Below are 23,636 nucleotides of genomic sequence, written 5' to 3' on the forward strand. Positions count from 1 at the left end.
CGGACCTTGCCCTCGGTTTGCCAATGCCCGGCCCCTTGCCTTGTAGACCCCTTGCACAATAGCCTCGCTCTCGTTATTGTTATGTTATAACATTTCTTGGAAATCCTGATGATCGATTCGCTCCTCTGGTGGGTCATCTCGCCGCTGGACTACACCTTCATGCGCCGGGCCCTGGTGGCCTGCATGGCGCTGTCACTGACCGCTCCCATCCTCGGCGTGCTGCTGATGCTGCGCGGCATGAGCCTGATGGGCGAGGCGCTCTCCCACGCGATTCTGCCCGGCGTCGCAGTAGCCTTCATGCTGGCCGGCTTTTCGCTGCCGCTGATGATGCTGGGTGGCGTGGCAGCGGGGCTTGTCACCGTGGCCACGGCCAGCAGCGTGACCCTGTTCAGCGGCCTGAAGGAGGACGCCGCCATGGCCAGCCTGTTTCTCGTGGCCATGGCCGCCGGGGTCATGATCATCTCGCTCTCGGGCAGTGCCCTGGACCTGGGGCATGTGCTGTTCGGTTCGATACTCGCCGTCGACGGCCGCACCCTGCTGCTGGTCTGCCTGGTCAGCAGCCTGGTCCTCGTTGGTCTCGCCATCAGCTTCCGGGCGCTGGTAATGGAGTGCCTGGACCCGCAGTTCCTGACGCTTCAGGGCAGGCATGCCGGCTGGACCCATGGGCTGTTCATGTGCCTGGTGGTGCTCAGCCTGGTGGTGGGCTTCCAGTCCCTGGGTACGCTGATGGCCGCCGGCCTGATGCTGCTGCCGGCGGCCACGGCGCGCTACTGGAGCCAGCGCCTGGAGGGAATGATCGCGATCGCCATCGGCTGGGCATTGGCCTGCAGCATCACGGGGCTGCTGGTCTCCTATCACGCCGGGCTGCCCAGCGGGCCCACCATCGTTCTGCTGACGGGCGCGGGCTATGCGCTCTCCGTGCTGTTCGGTCCCTGCAACGGCGTGCTGGTTCGCCGGCGCACGCCCCACCGGGTTTTGCGTCACGAAAAAGGGTGAGCCCCTCCCCGCCGGCCGTCTTATTTGTTATGTTATATCCTAGATTATCGCGCCGAGAGACCAACCCCATGGCACATAGTTCACGTTCACACCGACACCGCCAGGAAGGGCCTTGCCATTTCTCTCTGATGTCGCTTTCCGCCACACGCCGACTGATGCTGGCCGCCGCACCGCTGGCCGCACTCTGGCTGGCCGTCTCCTGGGCGGCAGGGTGGTGGGGCTGATGGAGCAGGAAGCCACTTCCCGACTGCAGTTGCACGACCTACAGCTGGCCCAGGCCAATCGCACCGTGCTCGAGCATGTGGACGGCCGCTTTCGCGACGGTGCCATCACTGCACTGGTGGGTGCCAACGGCACCGGCAAGAGCACGCTGATCCAGGGGATCATGGGCATGCTCAAGCCGGTGGCCGGCCGCGTGGCGTGCTCGGTGCCCAAGGAGCGCCGCGCCTGGCTGCCACAGCAGCTGGCCCTTGACCTCACCTTCCCCATGAGCGTGGAAGAGCTGGTCATGACCGGCAGCTGGCCAAGCCACGGGGCGCTCGTCGGGTACTGCGCCCGCCACTATCGCCGCGGCCGCGAGGTCATGGCACGCCTGGGCATTTCGCACCTGGCGCACCGCCCTCTGGGCGAGCTCTCCGGCGGCCAGCGCCAGCGCGCCCTGATCGGCCGAACCCTGATGCAGGAAGCGGAGCTGCTGCTGCTCGACGAACCCTTCGCCAATGTCGATAGCGAAACCGTGGATGTACTGATGACGGTGCTGCGTGACATGGCCGCCAGTGGCGCCACCCTGATTGTGGTGCTGCACGACATGGAGCAGCTCTCGCGGCTGGCCGACGAGGTCGTGGTACTGGCCAACGGCCACGCCCACTGGACCTCGCCTCAGGCGATTGCCGAGGGCCATGCACCCGTTGCCGGCACTGCCCGGCTGACGCTGGGCATCCCGGGAGTCAGTACATGCTAGCGCTGCTCTACGAGTGGCTGATCGCCCCATTCGACTACGGCTTCATGCGGCGCGCTGCCGTGGGCAGCCTGGCCCTGTCGCTGGCGGCGCCCCCCATAGGGGTCTTCCTCATGTTGCGGGGCATGAGCCTGATCGGCGATGCCATGGCCCATGCCATTCTTCCCGGCGTGGCGCTGGGCTTCCTGCTCGCCGGCTTCTCGCTGCCGATCATGAGCCTTGGCGGCGTGCTCTCGGGGCTGCTGGTGGCCATGCTGGCGGGTAGCGTGTCGCAGATGACCGGCCATCGGGAAGACTCCGCCATGGCCAGCTTCTTCCTGATCTCGCTGGCAGCCGGGGTGATGCTCGTGTCACTGGGCGGCAGCAGCGTCGACCTGACCCATGTGCTGTTCGGCTCGATCCTTGCCGTTAACACCACCGCCCTGATCCTGATCGCGGCAATCAGCAGCGTGATCGTGATTACCCTGGCGCTCATCTTTCGCGCCCTGGTGGTGGAGTGCCTCGACCCGCTGTTCCTGCGCGGCCAGGGCATGCATGGCGGCCTGGTTCACGGGATCTTCCTCGGCCTGGTGGTACTCAACCTGACCGCCGGCTTCCAGACCCTGGGTACCTTGATGGCCGTGGGCCTGATGATGCTCCCGGCCACGACGGCGCGCTTCTGGAGCAAGCGCCTGGAGGGGCTGATCGGCACCGCCATACTGCTCGCCATGATCGCCAGTATCGGCGGACTCCTGCTGTCGTATCACCTGAGCATTCCTTCAGGCCCCGCCATCATCCTGCTGGCCGGTGTGGGCTACATGCTCTCCGCCCTGCTCGGCCGCCACCACAGCCTGACTGCGCGACTGCGCCGACGCGCGGCGCCGCTTGGCGCTCCCGAACCTCACTGATTGCTGCATAAACCCCGACAACAAGCCAAGGAGTTCTCGCATGCGTAATATCAAGCCCTCCGCCCTCATGATCGGCGCCACGGCCATGCTCGCCTTGCCTGCCGCCTTCGCCGCCGAACGCGTACAGGTCGTCACCAGCTTCAGCATCCTGGCCGATATGGTTGAAAACGTGGGTGGCGAACACGTCGAGGTGACCTCGCTGGTCGGCCCGGACAGCGATGCCCACGTCTTCTCGCCCAGCCCCCGTGACGCCCGCAACCTGGCTGATGCGGACCTGGTGGTTTTCAACGGCCTGCTCTTCGAAGGCTGGATGGAGCGCCTGATCGATTCCAGCGATTACGCCGGCCCGCTGGTGACGGCTACCGACGGTATCGAAAAGCTCGACTACCATGGCCACGACCACGACGATCATGACGACCACGGCCACGATCATGACGACCATGACCACGGCCACGACCACGATCACGACCATGACCATGATCATGACGACCACGGGCACGACGATCATGACAACCATGACGACCACGGCCACGATGACCACGACCATGCGCATGGCGAACACGATCCCCATGCCTGGCAGGACCTCGCCATGGGCCAGGTCTATGTCGGCAATATCCTCGAAGGCCTGATCGAGGCCGACCCTGACAACGAAGCCGCCTACCGCGAGAATGCCGAGCGGTACATCAACGAGATGCAGGCCACCGATGACGAGATTCGGCAGCTGATCGGCGAGATTCCCGCCTCTACCAGCGTGATCACCGGCCACGACTCATTCGGCTACTTCTCCAATGCCTACGGCCTGCGCTTCCTCTCCCCGGTGGGGCTCTCCACCGAAGCCGAACCCAGCGCCGCCGACATGGCGCGGTTGATCGACGTGATTCGCGAGCAGAACGTCAAGGCACTGTTCCACGAGAACATGACCAGCCCGGCGATCATCAACCAGCTGTCGGAGGAGACCGGCCTGCCCATCGCCGGCACCCTCTACGCCGACGCCCTGGCCGCCGAAGGCGACGCGAGCACCTACCTCGGCATGATGCGTAACAATGCCCAGGTGCTGCATGACGCCCTTGCCGAAGAGGGCCATAATGATCATGGGCACGGCGACAGCCATGACGACTATGACCATGACCATGACGACGACCATGGGCATAGCCACTGACCGGCGATACCAAGCGCGCCGCTAGCGGCAGCGTAAACCACAGCGGGGGCGCCAACGGCGCCCCTGTTGCTTTCAAGGCTTGCCAGGCCATCCCTTCCTTTCAAACAGCAATTTCGCTCTTGCTACATGCCACGCGCTTTCAGAAAAACTGGCATGTTTTGTAACGCTGCCTTTGCCATGGCATCGTACCCCTTCCCAAAAAATTCACTCAACGTATTGATTTTAATTATCTTATTGAGCAGAAAGCCGCGCGCAGCATGGAGACCACCTTTAAGACCAAAGTCTTAGCACTTCATGTTGCCGAAAAAAATGGCACGAAATGCAAAAAGAGTGGCGTGATGCGTAAAAACGCGTAGCGGGTTTCCTCATACCATGAAACGGTGCCAAAGATAGCCTGATGCAGGCTGCCCACAGCTGCCCAACACCTTACGCACAAAAGTTCACACGGAAGTACACAGGTTATCCACAGCTTGAGAACCAAAGCCCTGCAAGCGCCACCTGAGAAAGGAGCTTATCGCCTGAGCATGAGTACATCCGATGACGACATGGCCTCCCTGTTCCATGACATGATTCGACGCTGCCTGGAGCAGGAGGTCGCGCCCCACTACGAGACATGGGAAGCGCAGGGGGTGATGCCGCGCTCCCTGTGGCGACAGCTCGGTGAGGCCGGACTGCTGGGCATCGACCTGCCGGAAGAGTACGGCGGAGCGGGAGCGGACTTCGCCATCACCCAGTTCGCCCTGGAGGAGATCTCGCGGCAGGGCTTCGGCGGGTTGGCCAGCGCGTATAACATCCACGCCAATATTGTCATGCCCTACCTGCTGCACATCGGCACCCCGGCTCAGCGGGAGAGGTGGCTGCCGGCCATGGCCCGGGGAGAGGTCATCGGCGCCATCGCCATGACCGAACCCAATGCAGGCAGTGACCTGGCGGCGATGAAGACACGCGCCAGCCGCAACGACGACGGCTGGCTGCTCGACGGCGCCAAGATCTTCATCACCAACGGCCAGGTGGCGGATATGGTGATCGTCTGCGCCAAGACCGACACCAGCGCCGGTGCCAAGGGCGTGTCGCTGTTCCTGGTGGATACCTCGCTGCCGGGGTTTTCCCGGGGCAAGCCGATCAAGAAGATCGGCCAGCATGCCAGCGATACCGCCGAGCTGTTCTTCGATCGACTGCAGCTTCCCGCCGACGCCCTGCTCGGTGACGAAGGCGCCGGTTTCCGCTACCTGATGCAGGAGCTGCCCCGAGAGCGCCTGGGGGTAGGCGCCCAGGCACTGGGTTCCATGGAAGGCGCCCTGGCGCTGACACTGGACTACGTCAAGGAGCGCCGCGCCTTCAGCCAGGCCGTGGGCGACTTCCAGAACAGTCGCTTCACGCTGGCCGGGGTGCGGGCCGATATCGACATGGGGCGCGCCTATTTCGAACACTGTGTGACGAAGTATCGCCGCGGCGAGATGAGCAGCACCGATGCCGCCATACTGAAGCTGCAGCTGAGCGAGATGCAGTGTCGTAATATCGATGCATGCCTGCAGCTATTCGGCGGCTATGGCTATACCCGGGAGTATCCGATCTCGCGCTTCTACGTGGATGCGCGGGTCCAGACCATCTATGCCGGCACCTCGGAAATTATGAAGGAAGTGATCGCGCGGTCACTGCTCGGCAGGGGTGCCACGCAGGCCTGACGCCTGGCCCGGAACCCGTCACTCAGGAGACAGACCATGCTATTCGATTCAGTCGTCATTCTCGATGGCGCACGCACTGCCATCGGCAGCTTCGGCGGCAGCCTGGCCGGCCTTGCCCCCCATGAGATGGGCAGCGTGACCGCCCGCGAGGCGATCCTGCGTGCCGGCATCGAGGCCGATATCATCGATCACTCGGTGTACGGGCACATCATCGCCACCGGCCCTCAGGATGCCTATCTGGCCCGGCATATCGCCCTGGAGGCCGGGGTGCCCGAGGGTGCCGCGGCATTCAACGTCAACCGCCTGTGTGGCTCCGGCGTGCAGGCGCTGCTCTCCGCCGCCCAGCAGATCGCCCTGGGAGACAGTCATTTCGCCCTGGCCGGCGGTGCCGAATCAATGAGCCGCGGCGCCTACCTGTTGCCGCCACAGGCCCGCAACGGCCTGCGCATGGGCCACGCCGCGGTGACCGACCTGACCCTGGGCATCCTCAGCGACCCCTTTGGCAGCGGCCACATGGGCGGCACCGCCGAGAATATTGCCAGCCGCTTCGGCCTGACCCGCGAGGAGGTAGACCAGTTCGCCCTGGAGAGCCACCACAAGGCCGCGCACGCCATCGCCGAGGGTCGCTTCGACGGCCAGATCGTGCCGGTGACGGTGCGCGAGGGCAAGGCCGAGCGTCAATTCGACCGCGACGAGCATGTGCGCGACGGCGTGACCCTGGCCGACCTGGGCAAGCTCAAGCCCGCTTTCCAGAAGGAGGGTCTGGTTACCGCCGGCAATGCCTCGGGCCTCAACGACGGTGCCGCCAGCCTGGTGCTGGCCCAAGCCGACGAGGCCAGCCGCCGCGGCCTGACGCCACGGGCGCGGATCGTCGCCGGCACGGTTGCCGGAGTTGAACCCTCGTTCATGGGGCTGGGGCCGATTCCCGCGGTGAAGCGCTGCCTGACCCAGGCCGGGCTCACCATCGGTGACATCGACGTGATCGAGTCCAACGAGGCCTTCGCCGCCCAGGCCCTGGCGGTGGCACGGGAACTCGACTTTCCCCTCGAGCGCCTCAATCCCAACGGCGGCGCCGTTGGGCTCGGACATCCGGTCGGCGCTACCGGGGCGATCCTGGTGCTGAAGGCACTGGCCGAACTGGAGCGCACCGGTGGCCGCTTCGGCCTGATCACCCTATGTATCGGCGGAGGACAAGGCATTGCGCTTCTGATCGACCGCAACATCTGAGCGAGGCGGCAAAGCCGAAATGAAAGAGTACAAGGCGCCTGAAAAGCTTATAACCATTTTTGCTTAGTCGCAGAGTTGGTTACTGTAAGAAACGATAAAAAAAGGGTCTGAGACACTGCGAGATGCGGAAGAACTTCCGCTTCTCGCAGCCAGGTCATTCACGAGAGGCCGTTCATGTCGAATGTTCATTATTACAATAACAAGCCCTGGGCAAGTCACTACCGGGCCGCCCGTTCCGAAACGGGTGAAGCATCTGCCAGCCATCACCTGCACGACAACCTGCCTGCGCTCATTCAGGCGGCGGGAAACACCTACAGCCAACAGCTCGCCTTCACCACCTGCATGCCCAATGGCATGAATGGTCGCCTGACCTACGGCGAAGTCGAAGAAATGTCGGATGCCTTCGCCGTTTATTTACGCGAATGCGTCAAGCTGGAGCCCGGCACCCGCGTGGCCGTACAGATGCCCAACTGCCTGACGCTACCCGTTGTAGCCTTCGGCATCCTCAAGGCCGGCTGTATTCTGGTCAACGTCAATCCGCTCTACACCAAGCGGGAAATGGAACACCAGTTCAACGACAGCGGGACGCAGGCCCTGGTCATTGTCGATATGTTCATCGACAAGCTGGAATCCATCCTCGAGCGGACCGAGATCAAGCAGGTGGTGGTCACTTCTATAGCCCAGTGGTTTCCCCCTGCCGTAAAGGGCGTATTGCAGCTGGTGCTCAAATACTGGAACCGGGTGCTTCCCAGGCACTCATTGGACGTCGACACCATCGATCAGGCACTGAGCAGAGGACGAGAAGCGAAGGCCGCCCACAGCATCAATGTAAGCCAGTACTGGCAGCATCTGGACCGCTCGGATACCGCCTTGCTGCAATATACCGGGGGCACCACCGGGGTCAGCAAGGGCGCCGAGCTTACCCACGGCAACCTGATCAGCAACCTGGAGCAGGTGGACTCCGTCGCCGGTGATCACATCGAACCGGGCAAGGAGTGCATCCTCACGGCGTTGCCGATCTACCACATCTTTGCCTTCACCGTTAACCTGCTGGCGTTTTATCACAAAGGGGCGCACAACGTTCTGGTGCCCAGCCCGCGACCCATCCAGAACTGCCAGCGCGCTTTCGACAACTACCCCATCTCGTGGATCTCTGGCGTCAATACGCTTTATAACGCCCTGCTGAACGAGGAGTGGTTCACCGTCTATCCCCCTCCCTCCATGAAGGTGGCACTGGCCGGTGGCACCGCGCTGCACAAGGCTGTCGCCGAGCGCTGGCGTGCGGTGGTCGGCAGTCCAATTGCCGAGGGCTATGGGCTGACGGAAACCTCCCCGGTCATCTGTTTCAACCCCATCGGCCAGGAGCGCCCAGACTGCATCGGTATACCGGCACCGCAAACCGATGTGCGCCTTGTCGATGAGCAGGGCGAGCCGGTGCCGGTCGGTGAGCCGGGCGAAATCATCGTGCGTGGTCCTCAGGTCATGAAAGGGTACTGGAATCGTCCCGAGGAAACCGCCAGTGCCATCAAGGATGGCTGGTTCTACACGGGCGATATCGGTGTCATGGCTGAAGACGGCTATTTCAAGATTGTCGATCGCAAGAAAGACATGATTCTTGTCAGCGGCTTCAACGTCTACCCCAATGAAGTCGAGGATTGTATCGCCCGTATTCCACAGGTGCAGGAGTCAGCGGTCATTGGTGTCGCCAATGAGCAGACCGGCGAAGCCGTCCATGCCTATGTGGTTCTGCGCGAGGAGGGCATCACCGAGAAGGACGTGATCGCGCACTGCAAGCAGGAGCTGGCTGCCTACAAGGTGCCCAGGAAAGTCGTGTTCTGGGGCGAGCTACCCAAGACACCGGTTGGCAAGGTCTTGCGTAAAGAAGTGCGAGCCACAGTCACGAGTGACTGATCGGTTGATTTGTCAGAGAGTTGATAACAACAAAGCTGGAGCATAAAGAATGCTGAGCCCATTGGAAGAGAGCTTACTGTCCATCATGATGGTGATCATCATGTTTGGCATGGGGTCATCGCTGACCTTCAAGGATTTCAGGCTGGCCATGCGCCACCCTCAAGCCGTTGGGGTCGGTTTTGCTTCCCAGTACATGCTGATGCCGTTGATCGCCTTCCTGCTCTCTCGCGTGCTGAATCTGACGCCTGAGCAAACAGTGGGCCTGGTGCTGATCGGCTGCATGCCCGGCGGTACGACATCGAATATATTCGCCTACTTTTCGAAAAGCCTGCTCAGTCTGAGCATCATGATGACCATCTGCTCCACCCTGGCCGGTTTTGTCATGGTGCCTTTGCTGATGGAGTTCTACACCCAGGGTATTGATGATGCCTTCCGTATCCCGCCGGATCAGATCGCCCGGCTACTCTTTGTGCTGCTGATTCCCACGCTTATCGGCATGTGGCTGCGTCGCAAGAACTCGAATATCGGCGCCGTGATAGAGCTGATGGGCGGAATTCTCGGCGCCATCGTCATCCTCTTCCTGGTGGTTACCTGGGTGCCAAGAAACTGGCGTCTGCTGGTGGAAACCGGCTGGGAAGTCTACGCCGCTGTCATCCTGATCGGCCTCATCGGTTTCGCTTTTGGCTACCTTTTCTCCCGCGTGCTGCGGCTGAACCCCCAGAAAGCCAGAACGGTGTCGCTGGAAACAGGTATTCAGAATGGCCCGCTGGCAGCGCTGATTGTCATCATGACATTTGCCGATGAAACCCAGCAGCTCATCCTGCTGATACCTGTCATGTATTCGCTGTTCATCGTCATCAATTCCACCTTTGCCACCGTCTTCTATCGCCGCTGGACCCGGCGTGAGGAGCTGGCACGGGATCAGGCCAAGGTCGAACCGACCTGAAGCAGCGCATTCGCCAGGCGACCGGACTCATGAGAGGCGTATCAGGCCTGCTGAGGCAAGGGCGCGATCGCCCGTCGGTAGGCGGCGGGCGAGTTGCCGGTCCATGCCTTGAAGGCACGGCTGAAGCAGGCCAGGTCCTCAAAGCCCAGGTCATCGGATATACCCAGCAGCGGCCGCTCGGTGCGGGTCAGCGCCTGGATGGCGAAGTCGCGCCGGAACTCGTCCTTGACCGCCTGGAAATGGGTACCCTCGGCGGCAAGTCGCCGGGAAAGGGTCCTGACCGACATGTGGAGCGCGGCAGCCACATCCTGCACTGAGCCCGAGGACGCCAGGTGTTGCGAGAGATGCTCCCGCACCCGATGCGAGACCAGCCGATCGGCAAGGGAGACGTAGAACCAGTCGGCGGGTGCCCGACGCAGAAAGGCGCCCAAGTGCTTCTTGGTCTGGCGTATCGGCTGTTCCAGCAGGGACCGATCGAAGTACATGGCAGTCTCGGGACGGTCGAACAGGACCTTGCCCGGGTAGAAATAGAGATAGTCAGCGCTGTGAGCCGGCTGGGCATAGGCGCACTCCATCATGATCGGCGGGATCTTGCGCGCGATCATCCACGAGGCGATGCCGTGGAACAGCTTGAGCATCAGCTCATGGACGAGAATACGGCTGCCCGCCGGCGGCCGATGCTCCACCAGCGCGACCCGGACCAGGTCGTCCTCGACGCTGTATTCGTAGCCGAAGTCGTCCAGCACGATCCGAAAAAACAGCGTATAGCGATGCAGGGCCACCTTCAGCGTCGGCGCTTCCAGTACGCTCAAACAAAGCAGCTTGAGGGTGCCGCTGCGCAACGGCCGGGCGAAGAAACCCGGTGTCTCGTCGTCAAAGTCGTTCACCAGCAGCCGGTAGAGCGTGGCGAACTGCTCCACCGTGACACGCCCGTGGGGTGCCGCGAGCAGAAACGGCGAGATCCCCGCACGCTCGAGATAGCTCCCACGGGCACGTTCCACGACGGGAACGCCGTGAAACAGCTCGTTGACGAAATGCATGGATACCGTGACGGTCACGCCGGGCCTCGCTCGACGACTGCTCGTGAAAAAATGCTAGACTCATCATGCCATTGATGGGGTGAGTAGCAATGCGCGTAACACACGATCAGATCCATATCATCCTTTCGACAGTCCGCAGCATCGCTGGAGCGGACGTCGAGGTGCGGCTGTTCGGTTCCCGCCTGGACGACACCCGAAAGGGCGGTGATCTCGATCTTCTGCTCATCTCGCCCAACCCCCTGCCACGCCTCGCTCTGGCCGAGATCAAAGGTAAGCTTGAAGCGAAACTCTACCTGCCGGTGGATCTTCTGTCTTATTCCCGGGATAGGGTTCCATCACCTTTCCAGGCCATTGCTCTCTCCCAAGGCCACCCATTGGACGATGCGGCATGACGCACGATCTGCTTGAAGAACAGCGCCGACACCTGGCCAGGCTGCTCGAAGCCATTCAGCGCTGTGCATGGTTCCTTCACCAGTCAGATGGCAAGCTCGAATGGCCCATCAATGCTAATGAACTGGAATCACGCAAGAAGGATGTCGACCTTTACGAAACCCTGGCCGCCATCAACGAGCGATTCGCCAAGCTTCAAGATTCCTTGGCTTCCGCCATGCGACACAGTGCCCTGCTGATGGGGGAACCTACCGACAGCTTCCTGAAGGTTCTCGCCTTCTTCGAGAAACAGGGCGTGATCGACTCCATGGACGACTGGCAGCGCTGCCGCATGCTTCGCAACATGGCAGCACATGACTATGCCACGAATTACCGAGACGTCGCCGAGCATTTCAATCTGCTCCACGACCTCAGCGACATGTTATTCCAGACCGCACGCAAGCTGCTCGAACTTTGCCGTACCCTGATCAAGATTCAGCCCGCGTCCCCTGACTTCACGGATGAATTCGAGCGCATCTTCGCCTAGCAGCCAGCCTGTGGGACGATAAGCGTTTTCCCGGGAAATGCTCAGCCATGCTCGAATTCCGCCAGGTCCACAAGTCCTACGCGACACCCCAGGGTCCGCTTCAGGTGCTGAACGGCATCGATCTGCGGCTCGACGCCGGAGAGAGCCTGGCGCTGATGGGCGAATCCGGCAGCGGCAAGTCGACCCTGCTGCACCTGGCGGCGGGGCTCGACCTGACCGAGACCGGCGACGTGACGGTCGCCGGCCAGGCTGTCTCTTCACTGGACGAGCCCGCCCGGGCCCGGCTGCGCCGCGACACGCTGGGCCTGGTGTTCCAGCAGTTTCACCTGGTGCCGAGCCTGAACGTTGGCGATAACCTGCGCCTGCAGGCCAGGCTCGCGCGGCGAGACGATGCCGAGTGGGCGGCCCACCTGATCGAACGGCTCGGCCTTGCCGGCATGGAGAAGCGCTACCCGGAACAGCTCTCCGGTGGCCAGCAGCAACGCATTGCCATCGGTCGCGCCCTCGCTCCTCGCCCCGCCCTGCTGCTGGCCGATGAGCCCACCGGCAACCTGGACGAGACCAGTGCCGGCGAGGTGCTCGACCTGCTGCTCTCGCTGGTGAGCGAAGCCGGTAGCGCCCTGCTGATGGTGACCCACAGCCCCCAGGTGGCCGCACCGCTGGACCGCTGCCTGCGGCTGACCCACGGCCGGCTCGGCCCGGTCGATGAACGGGAGGCGAGCCGCCGCTGATGTTCACTGCCCTGGCGACACTGCTTTCCCACTACAAGCGCCATCCGGGCCAGCTCGCCATGCTACTGCTGGGCCTGTGGGTGGCCAGCGCCCTGTGGAGCGGCGTACAGGCGATCAACGCCTCGGCCCGGGACAGCTACGCCCGCGCCGAGGCGTTGTTCACCACCGGGCTCGACCGCCTGGAGCGTCGCGACGGCCAACCCTTGACCCGGGACGACTACCTGCGCCTGCGCCGCGCCGGGCTGCCGGTGTCGCCGCTGCTGGAGGGCACGCTGGAGTCCACCGACGGCACCCGGCTGACAGTGATCGGCATCGAGCTATTCACCCTGCCCGGCGACAGTGCCTTCGCCACCGCCGGAAGCACCAGCGAACTGGCGGCGTTCCTCACCCCGCCGTGGCAGACCCGCGTGGCCCCGGACACCCTGCCCGCCTTGGGTGTGGCGGATCGCCAGGCGCCAGGCGACGAACCGCGCCTGGCCGACGGACGGCGGCTGCCACCGCTGGTGCTGGCGCCTTCGCTACCGCCCGATACCCTGGTGATGGATATCGCCGCGGCCGCGATGCTGCTCGACAGCGGCGAACGAATCTCACGGCTGGTCACCGCCCCCAATGCCCTGAACGAAGCGCCTCCTGGCCTGGTGCTGACCCGTGCGGCGACGCTGGCCTCGCCGGGCCAGCTCACGGAGAGCTTCCACCTCAACCTCACCGCCATGGCGCTGTTGGCGCTGGTGGTGGGCCTGTTCATCGTCCAGGCGGCCCTCGGCCTGGCACTGGAGCAGCGCCTGGCCATGCTGCGCACGCTGCGGGCGCTGGGTGTCTCGGGGCGCCGCCTGGTGGGGCTGCTGGCTCTGGAGCTGCTGCTGCTGGGCGTCCTTGGTGCCCTGGCCGGCATCGTCAGCGGTGTGTGGCTGGCACGAGCCCTGCTGCCGGACGTGGCCGCTACCCTGGGCAGCCTCTATGGCGCCGGCGTCACCGCCGAACTCAGCCTGCCCTGGCACTATTGGGTCGGCGGGATCCTTGTCACCCTGGGCGGGCTCTTCCTGGCCGGCGCCGGGGTGCTGTGGCGTGCCGCCCGGCTCAGCGTGCTGGGGCTCGGCCAGGCCCAGGCCTGGCGAGCCGGTTTCCGCCGCCAGCTAAGGTTCATGACCCTGGCCGGCGCTCTGGTAGCACTGGCCGGCCTGGCGCTGTGGACCTGGCTAGCCCGGCAGCCGCCGGGGGAAGGCCTCCTGGCCGGTTTCGGGCTGATGGCGGCGCTGCTGCTGGCCAGCGCCCTGTGGCTACCGCCGCTGCTGGCGGCCCTGCTCGCCGGCCTGGAACGGCTGGCGCGCCGCCGGCCCCTGGCCCAGTGGGCCTTGGCCGACCTGCAGCTCCAGCTGCCGCGGCTGTCGCTGGCCATGATGGCACTATTGATCGCGCTCTCCGCCAACCTGGGCGTGAGCAGCATGGTCGGCGGCTTTCGCCTCACCTTCCTCGACTGGCTGGACCAGCGCCTGGTAGCCGACCTCTACCTGCGCCCGCCGGCGGAGCAGTTCGAGGAGGTCGAGACCTGGCTCGACGAACGCCCCGAGGTGGCCGAGCTACTTCCCACCCGCCGCACCGACTCGACCCTTTATGCGATCGAGCGCGACGGCAGCCCCCGGGAGCTGGCGTTGCCGACCAGCCTCTACGGCATCACCCCCGGCGACGCCTTGATGCCGAGCTGGCCGCTGCAGGACACCCTGGCGGGGCGTGACGCCGCCTGGCAGGCCTTCCGCGACGGCGAGGCCTTCATCAACGAGCAGTTGGCGATCGGCGAGGGGCTGGCCCCTGGCGACCGGCTGACCCTGGGCGCCCCTCGCGGCCGGGAGCAGGTCACCGTGGCAGCGGTCTATCCCGACTACGGCAACACCCGGGGGGAGGTGCTGTTTGCCACTGCTCAACTGGCCAGCCGCTTCGGCGCACCGCCGGGCTCCATCGGCATCGTGCTGGCGGCTGGCGCCGACGAGACGCCGCTGGGACAGGCCCTGACCCGGCGCTTCGGCCTGGGCAGCGACAGCCTGGTGGACCAGCGCGAGGTCAAACGCATCGCCACCGGCATCTTCGAGCGTACCTTCACCATCACCCGGGCGCTGAGTGCGCTGACCCTGGGGGTGGCGGCCCTGGCGCTGCTGGCCAGCCTGCTGGCCCAGGCCCGGGAGCGGCGTCGCCAGCTGGCGCCGCTCTGGGCACTGGGGATCCCGCGGGCCCAACTGGTCCGGATACAGCTGGGCCAGCTCGGCGCCGCCGCCCTGGTAACCGGCGCCCTGGCGATACCCCTGGGTATCGTCCTTGCCCTGGGCCTGGTGGCGGTGATCAATGTCGCCGCCTTCGGCTGGCGCCTGCCGCTGTTCCTGTTCCCGAACGAGATCGCGCTGACCCTGGCCACCGCCGTGGCCGTCGCCCTGCTGGCGACCGCCCTGCCCGCCATCACCTTATGGCGCACCCCACCCCGGGCGCTGCTGGCCGAGGAGGCGAACACATGAGTGCCACCAGGCTGGTCGCGATACTACTGATGCTGCTGTGGCTTACCGGCTGCGACACCGATCGGGATGACGCCGCCCCCGGCGAGCCCGCCGGCTTCGCCGGGCTGGGCGAGGAGGCCGGCGACTTCGCCCAGGCCCATGAGGGAATCACCCTGCGCTTCCCCGAGGATCACGCCGCCCACCCGGACTACCGCATCGAGTGGTGGTACCTCACCGCCAACCTGGAGGACGACAGCGGCGAACCGCTGGGCCTGCAGTGGACCCTGTTTCGTCAAGCGATCACGTCACCGGAGGAGCGCCCCGCCCACACGCCCTGGGCCGCCGATCAGCTATGGATGGCGCATATGGCGGTTTCCCGGGGCGAGACCCATCGGGTGGCAGAGCGCTTCGCCCGCAGCCACTCCGCCGACAACCTCGATGACCGGGATGGCCAGGCGGGCGCACGGGCCGAGCCTTTTCGGGCCTGGATCGACCACTGGCAGTTGGCCAGCCGTATANAGCTGCATGGCCGCAACCTGGCATCGGGCAGCTATGGCCTGTTCCGCCAGCGTGCGCTGTGCGACGGCCAGTACCGCCGTAGGCTGAACGAGCACCCCCGCTCGATGGGCCTGGTGATGGCCGGGGTGGCGTAAGTGTTGTCCACGGCCACCTGGACACCGTGTCGATGCGCGATCTCGCTGATGGCTTCAATATCCACCAGTCGCATGGTGGGATTGGCCGGGGTTTCGAAATAGACAAGACGGGTCTTGTCACTAATCACGGCTTCCAGCTTGGCCGGGTCGGATAGGTCCACGGGTCTGACATGGATACCGAACTCGGCCAGGCCGTGATAGAAAAAGGCGTGGGTGCAGCCGTAGAGAGTGTTGTCCGTAATCAGTTCATCGCCCGGGCGCAGCAGGCTCCACATCAGCGCAGTAATCGCACCCATGCCGGAAGCAGTCGCAAGGCCCGCCTCGCCCCCCTCCAGGCTGGCCATACGCTTTTCCAGAATCTCCACGGTGGGATTGGAAATGCGAGAGTAGAAATGCCCTGGCGCTTCGCCGGCAAAACGGGCCGCACCCTGCTCGACGCTCTCGAAGGCAAAGGTGGAGGTAAGATGCACCGGCGGCGTCAGCGCACCTTGCTCGTCCAGAGGCTCGTATCCTTCGTGAATGGCTCGCGTGGCAAAGCCCTGGTCCTGCGTTTCCCTGCGGTGCGACATGCTTCGACTCCTGCCCTGATGCGTTGGTGTGCCCTACCCCTAATCCTAGGCGCTTCACCAAGGCATTTGCTTTCCTTTTATGGCGCCTTTAGAGTCAATCACGCAACAATCTGCCAATGGGCAAACGCCATGGACCGAATCGACCGAAAAATCCTTCATGAACTGCAACTGGATGGCCGACTGAGCAATCAAGAACTCGCACAGCGGGTAAACCTCTCGCCTTCACCTTGTCTAAGGCGGGTGCGGCGGCTGGAGGAGGAGGGGTTGATTCGGGGCTATACGGCTATCGTGGATCAGAAGGCCTATGGCTACCCGCTGACCGTGTTTACCCGTATCTCACTGGCACGCCATGACACGGAGACGGTGACAAGCTTCGAGCGCAGGGTCAGGGAGATCGACGAGATCCTCGATTGCTTCGTCCTCACCGGCCAGCGGGATTATCAGCTGCGGGTGGTGGCGGCAAGCCTGGAGGATTACGAACGCTTCATGCGCGAAACCCTCCACACCATTCCCGGCATCGGCTCCATCGATACCAGTTTTGCTTTCGGCGTGGTCAAGCAAGCGCCATCGCTGCCGGCGCTTCCCCCTCGCTGATCCCGGGCGATCTACACCCGTCACCTGGCGGCTCGCTTAGAACTCGCTCCATTCATCGGTGACAGCCACCTCCCGCTTGCGACTGCCGGCGGATTTCGGCGAAGGCAACTTCTCCGGCTCAGCATCCTGAGGTGAAGCGTGGGACGCCGGGTGTGCCGTGTCCCCCTGTTCGTCGATGCGGAAGGTGGCGATCAGGCCAGTCAACCGTTTGGACTGCTCTTCCAGGGACGCGGCTGCGGCGCTGGTCTGCTGCACCAGGGAGGCATTCTGCTGGGTTACCGAGTCCATCTCGGTCAAGGCGCTATTGATCTCCTCGATGCCACTGTTCTGTTCCTGAGTGGCGGTGGAGATTTCGCCCATCAGGCTGGTCACTAGCCGTATCGAATCGACGGTTTCATTGATGGTCTCGCCACTGCGTTCAGCCTGCTCAGCGCCGCTGGCGATTCGCGTTGTGGTTTCTTCTATCAGAGCGCGGATCTCCTTGGCCGAGTCTGCACTGCGGCTGGCCAGCGAGCGAACCTCGCTTGCCACTACCGCAAAACCGCGGCCCTGCTCGCCGGCCCTGGCCGCCTCTACGGAGGCGTTGAGTGCCAGGATATTGGTCTGGAAGGCGATGGAGTCGATGACGCCGATGATATCGTCGATGCGACGCGCGCTCTCGGCGATTTCACGCATCAGCTTCACCGTACGCTCCACCTCTTGTCCTCCGGATTCGGCGGTCTGAGAGGCCTTGGTGGATAACCGGTCGGCCTCGAGGGAGGTCTCGGTGTTCTTGCTGACAGTGGCGGCCATCTCCTCCATGCTGGAGGCGGTTTGCTGCAGCGCCGAGGCCTGCTCTTCGGTTCGCGACGAAAGATCCTGGCTGCCAGAAGCGATCTCACCGGCGCCGATGAACACGCTGTCGCTACTGCTGCGTAGAGAGAGCACCAGGGACTTCAGCTTGTCCTGCATATTTCCCAGGGCCTTATAGAGCTGGCCGATTTCATTGCGGCCCCGATCCTCGATACGACCTGTCAGGTCGCCATCGGCAATACGCTCGAAGTGGGCAACGGCTTCCCGTAGCGGCGTGACCACAACACGCATCATTGCGAAGCGAATGAGGAATGCCGCTCCTAGCGCCAGCACCAACAGGCCTATGGCAATCATCATGATGCTCTGGTCCAGCCTTTCGACTCGGGCAATGGCGGCCTCGCCACGCTGCTCACTGTAGGTGATGAAGCGCTCCATGGCAGCATCGAGCTCCGCCCCCAGTTCGGCCAGCTCGTCCTGCCGGCGCTGTACCAGGAAGGGTGCGGCGTCGAGCAAGGGAACGAGGCCTTCGGTGACGAAGGCTTCATAAGCGTCGGTGATGGCCTCGACATAAGGCGCCCGGGGGTCTGCCGCGGGAATCTGCACCTGCTGGAACTCGGCAAAACGTTCCTGGGCTGTCTCCACGGCCGCTACGGCCATCTCCTGATTCTCACGGCCAAGCTCGGGGTTGCCCTGAGCGCTATGCGCGGCATAGCGATCCAGAAACGTCTGCGCCCGAAGTACATTTACCTGAGCACGATTAGCCAGATTGGAGAGCTTGACGTTGGTTTCCGTCAGGTCATGCAGCGCCGCTTCGCTCGTGGCATTGGAATAGAAGCCCAGTCCGCTGATCAGGCCGATCATCAGTACCAGTGCCGCCAGCGCTGCCGTCAGGCTCCACTTGATGGATAGATGTTTCATGAACTGCCCCCATGCGATAGCAGCGCCCACCAGGGGCGCTTGTATTTCTATATATATCGGCACGGATAGCGATTAATTGAGGGAATTCCGATACCACCCGGCCATTGGCACCCTGCCCCTATTGCAGCGCTGAGTTACAATGGAAGGTTTCCGCGTCGAGAAAACATCATGCAAGCCTCCCTCGAGCAGCGTGCGCTCAAGATCTCAATCGTCATGACCCTGCTGGTTTCTGCCATGGGGGTTACCTTCGGCCTGCTGGGTGCCACGCTGGCAATGCCATTCACCGCTTCAGCGCTGGCCGATGAGGTCGTCGAACAGATCGAACTGGGTCTCGAGCTGTATCAAGAGGAGGATTATGGCGGGGCGGTCACCGAGCTGGAGTTCGCCATCAACGACATTCGCAAGCTGCTCTCGGGACGCATTGCCGAAACCTTCCCCGNTTCTTCGCTATGTCATTGCCGACCAACCTGAAAAAATATTTTCTTTCGTAAATGGCATGAAAATTGGATTTCTTTTGGTGTCCGTCTGTTCCATTTGACACCCATAGAGGTCTTTATCATGCACCCTGCCCCACACCGCCGGCCAGGTCGGCACGCAGCCGCGACTCCACGGTACGCAAGGCGCTGTCGCCGAGCAGTTCGCCGGCTTGCCCCGTTTCGCTGTCGAAGGCGGTCAGCTCGCCGGTGGTGCCCTTGAAGCTGTTGTAGGCCTCGACGAAGCCGGCCACCGCCTCACGCACCGCACGGGTGTCGCGCTCGACGTTGACGGTGCTGCTGCCCTCCTGGGTCAGGCTGAGGGTGACATCCTGAATCGCGCCTTCAACCTGGTTGGAGGCGCTGGTGATCTCGATACCGTTGACGGTCAGCTGGGCATCATTGCCAATGTTGTCGACGGCTGTCGCTGTGTCGCTGAAGCCCACCCCGTCTGCCAGGGTAACGTCGCCCCAGTCCATGCCGGTGATGGAGGCTTCCCGGCCGGTCTCGTTAGACATCAGTGCCAGGCGGTAACCGTAGCCATCGTTGACGATAGAAGCGCTGACCCCGGTCTGTTCGGCATTGATGGCGTCACGGATATCCGCGAGCGTGCTGTCGGCGGCGATACTGATTGGCAAGCTCTCCCCGCCTTCGTTGTCGGCATGAGCGAACTGCAGCTGCAACTCACCGCCACCGCTCACCACAACGTCATCCAGCGTCTGGATGCCTTCCAGCCGCGCCGTGGCATAGCTGCCGGCGGAGGCCAGGGTCTGAACTTCGACATCGTAGCGCCCAGGGGAAGCGTCGGAGCCGGCGGCAGCCTGTACCGCTTCGCCGCTGACGTCGGCTGAGAGGCTCTGGAAGAGGGAAGGATCGTTCAGGGCACTCACCGCACCCTGGAAGCCAGACAGTGCGCCCTGTAATTCGCCGTAGGCCGAGAGTTGCACCTGCTGGGACTCGATCTGCTGCTCGATGGGTTCGAGTTTACCGCGTTCGGCGTCGTTGAGCTGGTCCAGTAGACCGTTGAGGTCCAGGCCGGAGCCAATGCCGAGGGAGGAGATGCTGGCCATGAGAAACTGCCTTGTGCCGATGAATTCGGGTGCCGCGCATGAATCGCTCGCTTGGCACCTTCCTTTGTTATCTCACATCGGCAACCGATAGAAAAACTTTAGGATGATTATGCGGCATAGGGCCGAATACCATCGTAGCGCTGGCCACGCTTGGCTTGCTCGAGGTCATAGGCGTTCTGCAAGCGCAGCCAGTAGCCCTCGCTGGTGCCAAAGAAGCGAGACAGCCGGAGGTCGGTATCGGCAGTAATGGAACGTGCCCCACGTGCAATCTCGCCGATCCGGGTGGCAGGCACGCCAATGGCTGTTGCCAAACCGTTCTTGGTCAGGCCCATCGGTTCGATGAAATCCTCAAGGAGAATGTCACCAGGGTGGATATTGGGCAGGCGCTGGGTCATGAGACCTCCTCAGTGGTAATCGACAATTTCGACATCGTAGGCATTGCCTTCCTCGAAGCGAAAGCAAAGGCGCCATTGATCGTTGATGCGAATGCTGTACTGGCCCTCACGGTCGCCACGCAGCATTTCGAGACGATTGCCTGGAGGAATGCGAAGATCCTCTAATACGCTGGCCGCGTTGAGCTGGCGTAATTTCTTCAATGCTGCGCGCTGCATATCCTGAGGCAGCTTGCGGGCCACTTGCCCATTGGCAATAGTTGCTGTCGCTCTATCCCTGTAGCTTTTAATCACCGCTCGTCCTCTCTGACATGAGTCAAGCATAACGCACCGCGTTATATGACGCAATGCGTTAATGCTGCCTCCTTGCAGGTGATTGCAAGCAACGCCGTGATCCGAGGCCCCTCTTACCTGCTGCAAGCGCCGGAAGGTGCCTCCCTTTCACCCATAAACCGCGACTGGCGTGCCAGCCCCTGCCAGTCGGTTCGTTCACGCCACCGCTGAAGCCATTCGACCACCGCTTCCGGCGCCATTGGGCGGGCAATGCCATAGCCTTGGGCCAGCCGGCATCCTCGTCCCAGCAGTGCGTCGGCATGCTCCAGGGTTTCCACGCCTTCGGCCAGCAGCGCGCGGTCGAAGCGGCGAGCCATGTAGATCACACTCTCGACAATGGCCAGGTCGCTGGGGTCGGTGAGCATGTCGCGGACGAAGCTCTTGTCGATCTTGATCATATCCACCGGCAGCTGGCGCAGGTACGTAAGGGAAGAGAAGCCGGTGCCAAAGTCGTCGATGGCCACCTCGATGCCCATGGCCTGACAGCGATCGATGGTATCCAACGCCGCCTTGATGTCGTGCATGGCGGCCGTTTCCACCACTTCGAGCTTGAGGCGGTCGGTGGTAATCCAGGGGTTGGCCGCCAGCAGGCCTTCCAGCCGTGGCACGAAGTCCGGGTTCAACAAGTGCGAGGGGCTGATATTGACGCTTACCGGCAGCACGAGACCCTGTTGCTGCCAGCAACCCAACTGCGTCAGCGCCTGCCGGAGCACCCATTCGCCCAGCGAGGTCTCCAGTTGGGTTCCCTCGGTCAATGGCAGGAAGCTATCGGGTGCCTTCAAGCCCTCCTTGGGGTGCTTCCAGCGTACCAGCGCTTCGAAACCAATCACCTCGGCGGTGGCCATGTCGATCTGGGGTTGGTAATGCAGGATCAGTTCACCATTCTCTATCGCCCGCGCAAACCGACGACGCTTCACCTGGCGCTGCTGAACCAGGCGGTCCTGCCCCGGGTCGAATCGACTCACCGTGTTGCGGCCATTCTGCTTGGCCCGATACATCGCCTGCCTGGCATGGCGCAGCAGGCCATCGGCCTCGGCATGGTCATCGGGATAGCGGGACACCCCCAGGCTCGCGGTGATCGATACCCGCTCCCCTTCCAGCGAGAAGGGTTCGCTGATCACCGACAGCATCATCTGCAGGGCGGCATCGTCGGCTGCGTCATGAGTCAGCAGCACGAATTCGTCGCCACCGGCACGGACAACAACGCTGTCACCACCGACATATTGCGCGAGACGTAGCGCCAAGGCGTCGATCAGCCGGTCGGCGCCTTGATGGCCCAGGCGGTTGTTGATCAACTTGAAATGGTCCACATCCAGCACGCAGACCGTCAGGCTCCCCTGGTCCTTGATCGCCCTGGCGAGCGCCTCGTTCATCAACATCGATAGCTGAGTGCCGTCAAACGCGTACATCAGACCTCCGCCCCGTCATTTGCCACGGCAACCAGGGCAGTTGATCTCTCGCCTGTGATGAGTTACACCCGGTTGCGGCCACCCTGCTTGGCACGGTATAGCGCCCTGTCGGCCCGCATCAGCAGATCACGGGCCGTATCGCCTGGTTGGTAGAGGGTCAAGCCGATACTGATGGTGATGGCGCCGCCGGGCAACTCGGCGCTGGCCACGTCGCTGCGCAGCCGCTCCGCTAGCTGCAGGGCACCATTGAGCGGTGTTCCCGACAGCAGCAGCGTGAACTCTTCGCCGCCCCAGCGTGCCAGCAGGTCGGTCTTGCGTAGCCTTCGCTGGACGCAATCGGTCAATGCAAAAAGCACGGCATCCCCGACATCATGACCATGGGTATCATTGACTGCCTTGAAGTGGTCGATATCGAACAGCATCATGGCGAACTCGCCGCCCTCCTTCTCGGCCAGTCTGACAGCAGTAATCAGGGAGCGGTCAAAGGCGCGTCGATTGGCGGCGCCGGTCAGGTGATCGCGGCTGGCTTCATGAACCAGCGCCTGCTCCACCTGCTTGCGCTCGGCGATATTGTGAAAAACCGACACGTAGTGGCGCACTTCGCCACTCTCACCCTTTACCGCAGTGATCGATTGCCACACCGGATAGATCTCGCCCCGCTTGTTACGATTCCAGATCTCCCCCTGCCAATGCCCCTTGACCGTCAGCGACTGCCAGAGCCCGGCATAAAAGCTGGCGTCGTGGCGCCCGGACTTGAACATGCGCGGCGTGTGGCCAACCACTTCATCGGCGGTATAGCCGGTAATATTGACGAAAGCCTGATTGACTCGCTCTATGCGCATCTCGGCGTTGGCGATCAGCGTGGCCTGTCCCGTTTCGAAGGCAGTCGCCAGCAGGCGCAGCTCCTCTTCCTGGCGCTTGCGTTCGGAAATATCCTCCTTGACGGTAATGAAGCTGATGACCTTGTCGTGCTCGTCCTTGATCGGCGTAATGACCTCATATTCCCAGTACTCCTCGCCGCACTTGCGACGGTTGAGCATCTCACCTCGCCAGATATTGCCCGCTTTCAGCGTCTGCCATAGCTCTCGGTAGGTCTCGGGTGAGGTCTTGCCGGACTTGATGAGCGAACACGTCTTGCCGATGAGCTCATCACGGCTGTAGCCGGTGATATCGACAAAGCGAAGGTTCACATAGAGCAGACGCCCGCTGGGATCGGTGATGGCAGTGGCCATGGGGCTATGTTCCACGGCGGTATAGAAATGCTTGAGCGATTGGACCAGCGTACCCGGCGAGCCACTTGCATCGATATGATCCCAGGCATCCGGTGAGGCGTCGCCTTCCGGAAACTCGTGTTGCTGCGTCATGCAAGGGGTCCTCATCCGGGTGTTGGCTCTGGGCTGGCCTGGTTCGTGTGCTGGATCAGACGTGGCGATGGGTGCCTATCAAGGTCGATGATAAGGCCAGTCACCAGGAATGTATAACTTCTGAAGAAGGAAT

The 23,636-nt window shown here is 62.9% G+C and carries 22 protein-coding genes; 14 read left to right on the forward strand and 8 right to left on the reverse strand.

Going from position 1 to position 23,636, the window contains the following annotated elements; translation table 11 throughout:
* Positions 1 to 108: 108 nt before the first annotated feature.
* From LOKO_RS17880 to LOKO_RS17915, 8 genes are all read left to right on the forward strand, one after another.
* Entirely contained in the window at positions 109 to 996 is an 888-nt protein-coding gene (locus tag LOKO_RS17880) for a metal ABC transporter permease (RefSeq protein ID WP_066452040.1), read from the forward strand.
* A 223-nt stretch (positions 997 to 1,219) separates the two neighbouring features.
* Positions 1,220 to 1,957, forward strand: a complete 738-nt coding sequence (locus tag LOKO_RS17885; protein ID WP_066452041.1) for a metal ABC transporter ATP-binding protein — start codon at positions 1,220 to 1,222, stop codon at positions 1,955 to 1,957.
* Positions 1,951 to 2,841 (forward strand): metal ABC transporter permease, encoded by an 891-nt coding sequence (locus LOKO_RS17890; protein WP_066452042.1) that lies wholly within the window; start codon positions 1,951 to 1,953, stop codon positions 2,839 to 2,841. The genes LOKO_RS17885 and LOKO_RS17890 overlap by 7 nt, the downstream gene beginning before the upstream one ends.
* Positions 2,842 to 2,881: 40 nt before the next feature.
* Positions 2,882 to 4,000, forward strand: a complete 1,119-nt coding sequence (locus tag LOKO_RS17895) for a metal ABC transporter solute-binding protein, Zn/Mn family (RefSeq protein ID WP_066452043.1) — start codon at positions 2,882 to 2,884, stop codon at positions 3,998 to 4,000.
* Positions 4,001 to 4,524: 524 nt separating this feature from the next.
* A complete protein-coding gene (locus LOKO_RS17900) occupies positions 4,525 to 5,685 on the forward strand; it encodes an acyl-CoA dehydrogenase family protein (protein WP_066452044.1) in 1,161 nt (386 codons plus the stop codon).
* Positions 5,686 to 5,721: 36 nt separating this feature from the next.
* Positions 5,722 to 6,912 (forward strand): beta-ketothiolase BktB, encoded by a 1,191-nt coding sequence (gene bktB, locus LOKO_RS17905; RefSeq protein ID WP_066452045.1) that lies wholly within the window; start codon positions 5,722 to 5,724, stop codon positions 6,910 to 6,912.
* A 174-nt stretch (positions 6,913 to 7,086) separates the two neighbouring features.
* Positions 7,087 to 8,823, forward strand: a complete 1,737-nt coding sequence (locus LOKO_RS17910; RefSeq protein WP_066452046.1) for an AMP-binding protein — start codon at positions 7,087 to 7,089, stop codon at positions 8,821 to 8,823.
* A gap of 49 nt (positions 8,824 to 8,872) precedes the next feature.
* The gene (locus LOKO_RS17915; protein WP_066452047.1) at positions 8,873 to 9,769 is read left to right on the forward strand and encodes a bile acid:sodium symporter; all 897 of its coding nucleotides are present in this window, start codon (positions 8,873 to 8,875) and stop codon (positions 9,767 to 9,769) included.
* Positions 9,770 to 9,810: 41 nt separating this feature from the next.
* Here LOKO_RS17915 and LOKO_RS17920 read toward each other — a convergent pair whose 3' ends face one another.
* Entirely contained in the window at positions 9,811 to 10,827 is a 1,017-nt protein-coding gene (locus tag LOKO_RS17920) for an AraC family transcriptional regulator (protein WP_083517662.1), read from the reverse strand.
* Between the two features lie 71 nt (positions 10,828 to 10,898).
* Here LOKO_RS17920 and LOKO_RS17925 point away from each other — a divergent pair, with 71 nt between their 5' ends.
* From LOKO_RS17925 to LOKO_RS17945, 5 genes are read left to right on the forward strand one after another with little or no spacing between them, the layout of a single operon-like run.
* The gene (locus LOKO_RS17925) at positions 10,899 to 11,201 is read left to right on the forward strand and encodes a nucleotidyltransferase domain-containing protein (protein WP_066452048.1); all 303 of its coding nucleotides are present in this window, start codon (positions 10,899 to 10,901) and stop codon (positions 11,199 to 11,201) included.
* Positions 11,198 to 11,725: a hypothetical protein gene (locus tag LOKO_RS17930; RefSeq protein ID WP_066452049.1), complete on the forward strand. Its 528-nt coding sequence runs from the start codon at positions 11,198 to 11,200 to the stop codon at positions 11,723 to 11,725. The genes LOKO_RS17925 and LOKO_RS17930 overlap by 4 nt, the downstream gene beginning before the upstream one ends.
* A 47-nt stretch (positions 11,726 to 11,772) precedes the next feature.
* Positions 11,773 to 12,456 carry an ABC transporter ATP-binding protein gene (locus LOKO_RS17935; protein WP_066452050.1) on the forward strand — a complete coding sequence of 228 codons (684 nt, stop codon included), beginning with the start codon at positions 11,773 to 11,775 and terminating at the stop codon, positions 12,454 to 12,456.
* A complete protein-coding gene (locus LOKO_RS17940; RefSeq protein ID WP_066452051.1) occupies positions 12,456 to 14,957 on the forward strand; it encodes an ABC transporter permease in 2,502 nt (833 codons plus the stop codon). Before LOKO_RS17935 ends, LOKO_RS17940 begins: the two co-directional genes overlap by 1 nt.
* A 29-nt stretch (positions 14,958 to 14,986) precedes the next feature.
* Complete coding sequence (locus tag LOKO_RS17945; protein WP_470303300.1) at positions 14,987 to 15,589, forward strand: lipocalin-like domain-containing protein; 603 nt, start codon at positions 14,987 to 14,989, stop codon at positions 15,587 to 15,589.
* Here LOKO_RS17945 and LOKO_RS17950 read toward each other — a convergent pair.
* Positions 15,487 to 16,158, reverse strand: a complete 672-nt coding sequence (locus tag LOKO_RS17950) for an aminotransferase class I/II-fold pyridoxal phosphate-dependent enzyme (protein ID WP_235588900.1) — start codon at positions 16,156 to 16,158, stop codon at positions 15,487 to 15,489. The genes LOKO_RS17945 and LOKO_RS17950 overlap by 103 nt on opposite strands.
* A 129-nt stretch (positions 16,159 to 16,287) precedes the next feature.
* Between LOKO_RS17950 and LOKO_RS17955 the strand changes: the two genes are divergently transcribed.
* Positions 16,288 to 16,752: an Lrp/AsnC family transcriptional regulator gene (locus tag LOKO_RS17955; RefSeq protein WP_066452052.1), complete on the forward strand. Its 465-nt coding sequence runs from the start codon at positions 16,288 to 16,290 to the stop codon at positions 16,750 to 16,752.
* Positions 16,753 to 16,788: 36 nt separating this feature from the next.
* Here the strand turns inward: LOKO_RS17955 and LOKO_RS17960 are convergent, their stop codons facing one another.
* From LOKO_RS17960 to LOKO_RS17990, 6 genes are all read right to left on the reverse strand, one after another.
* On the reverse strand, positions 16,789 to 18,462 hold the full coding sequence (locus tag LOKO_RS17960) for a methyl-accepting chemotaxis protein (RefSeq protein WP_066452053.1): 1,674 nt from the start codon (positions 18,460 to 18,462) through the stop codon (positions 16,789 to 16,791).
* A gap of 556 nt (positions 18,463 to 19,018) precedes the next feature.
* Positions 19,019 to 20,005, reverse strand: coding sequence for a flagellar filament capping protein FliD (fliD, locus tag LOKO_RS17970; RefSeq protein WP_066452055.1), 987 nt, complete (start codon positions 20,003 to 20,005; stop codon positions 19,019 to 19,021).
* A gap of 107 nt (positions 20,006 to 20,112) precedes the next feature.
* Complete coding sequence (locus LOKO_RS17975) at positions 20,113 to 20,400, reverse strand: HigA family addiction module antitoxin (RefSeq protein WP_066452056.1); 288 nt, start codon at positions 20,398 to 20,400, stop codon at positions 20,113 to 20,115.
* Between the two features lie 9 nt (positions 20,401 to 20,409).
* A complete protein-coding gene (locus LOKO_RS17980) occupies positions 20,410 to 20,691 on the reverse strand; it encodes a type II toxin-antitoxin system RelE/ParE family toxin (RefSeq protein ID WP_066452057.1) in 282 nt (93 codons plus the stop codon).
* A gap of 113 nt (positions 20,692 to 20,804) precedes the next feature.
* The gene (locus LOKO_RS17985; RefSeq protein WP_066452058.1) at positions 20,805 to 22,139 is read right to left on the reverse strand and encodes a putative bifunctional diguanylate cyclase/phosphodiesterase; all 1,335 of its coding nucleotides are present in this window, start codon (positions 22,137 to 22,139) and stop codon (positions 20,805 to 20,807) included.
* A 62-nt stretch (positions 22,140 to 22,201) separates the two neighbouring features.
* Positions 22,202 to 23,503, reverse strand: coding sequence for a sensor domain-containing diguanylate cyclase (locus tag LOKO_RS17990; protein ID WP_083517664.1), 1,302 nt, complete (start codon positions 23,501 to 23,503; stop codon positions 22,202 to 22,204).
* Between the last annotated feature and the right edge of the window lie 133 nt (positions 23,504 to 23,636).

It is taken from the genome of Halomonas chromatireducens, from assembly GCF_001545155.1.
GTDB classification, from domain to species: Bacteria; Pseudomonadota; Gammaproteobacteria; order Pseudomonadales; family Halomonadaceae; genus Halomonas; species Halomonas chromatireducens.

Excerpts from the sequence above, each read along its gene's own strand:
- LOKO_RS17940 (WP_066452051.1), top strand. The coding sequence starts at position 12,456 with ATGTTCACTGCCCTGGCGACACTGCTTTCCCACTACAAGCGCCATCCG.
- LOKO_RS17950 (WP_235588900.1), bottom strand. The coding sequence starts at position 16,158 with ATGTCGCACCGCAGGGAAACGCAGGACCAGGGCTTTGCCACGCGAGCC.
- LOKO_RS17955 (WP_066452052.1), top strand. The coding sequence starts at position 16,288 with ATGGACCGAATCGACCGAAAAATCCTTCATGAACTGCAACTGGATGGC.
- LOKO_RS17935 (WP_066452050.1), top strand. The coding sequence starts at position 11,773 with ATGCTCGAATTCCGCCAGGTCCACAAGTCCTACGCGACACCCCAGGGT.
- LOKO_RS17910 (WP_066452046.1), top strand. The coding sequence starts at position 7,087 with ATGTCGAATGTTCATTATTACAATAACAAGCCCTGGGCAAGTCACTAC.
- LOKO_RS17930 (WP_066452049.1), top strand. The coding sequence starts at position 11,198 with ATGACGCACGATCTGCTTGAAGAACAGCGCCGACACCTGGCCAGGCTG.
- LOKO_RS17880 (WP_066452040.1), top strand. The coding sequence starts at position 109 with ATGATCGATTCGCTCCTCTGGTGGGTCATCTCGCCGCTGGACTACACC.
- LOKO_RS17900 (WP_066452044.1), top strand. The coding sequence starts at position 4,525 with ATGAGTACATCCGATGACGACATGGCCTCCCTGTTCCATGACATGATT.
- LOKO_RS17925 (WP_066452048.1), top strand. The coding sequence starts at position 10,899 with ATGCGCGTAACACACGATCAGATCCATATCATCCTTTCGACAGTCCGC.
- LOKO_RS17975 (WP_066452056.1), bottom strand. The coding sequence starts at position 20,400 with ATGACCCAGCGCCTGCCCAATATCCACCCTGGTGACATTCTCCTTGAG.
- LOKO_RS17915 (WP_066452047.1), top strand. The coding sequence starts at position 8,873 with ATGCTGAGCCCATTGGAAGAGAGCTTACTGTCCATCATGATGGTGATC.
- LOKO_RS17990 (WP_083517664.1), bottom strand. The coding sequence starts at position 23,503 with ATGACGCAGCAACACGAGTTTCCGGAAGGCGACGCCTCACCGGATGCC.
- LOKO_RS17895 (WP_066452043.1), top strand. The coding sequence starts at position 2,882 with ATGCGTAATATCAAGCCCTCCGCCCTCATGATCGGCGCCACGGCCATG.
- LOKO_RS17885 (WP_066452041.1), top strand. The coding sequence starts at position 1,220 with ATGGAGCAGGAAGCCACTTCCCGACTGCAGTTGCACGACCTACAGCTG.
- bktB (WP_066452045.1), top strand. The coding sequence starts at position 5,722 with ATGCTATTCGATTCAGTCGTCATTCTCGATGGCGCACGCACTGCCATC.
- LOKO_RS17985 (WP_066452058.1), bottom strand. The coding sequence starts at position 22,139 with ATGTACGCGTTTGACGGCACTCAGCTATCGATGTTGATGAACGAGGCG.
- LOKO_RS17960 (WP_066452053.1), bottom strand. The coding sequence starts at position 18,462 with ATGAAACATCTATCCATCAAGTGGAGCCTGACGGCAGCGCTGGCGGCA.
- fliD (WP_066452055.1), bottom strand. The coding sequence starts at position 20,005 with ATGGCCAGCATCTCCTCCCTCGGCATTGGCTCCGGCCTGGACCTCAAC.
- LOKO_RS17890 (WP_066452042.1), top strand. The coding sequence starts at position 1,951 with ATGCTAGCGCTGCTCTACGAGTGGCTGATCGCCCCATTCGACTACGGC.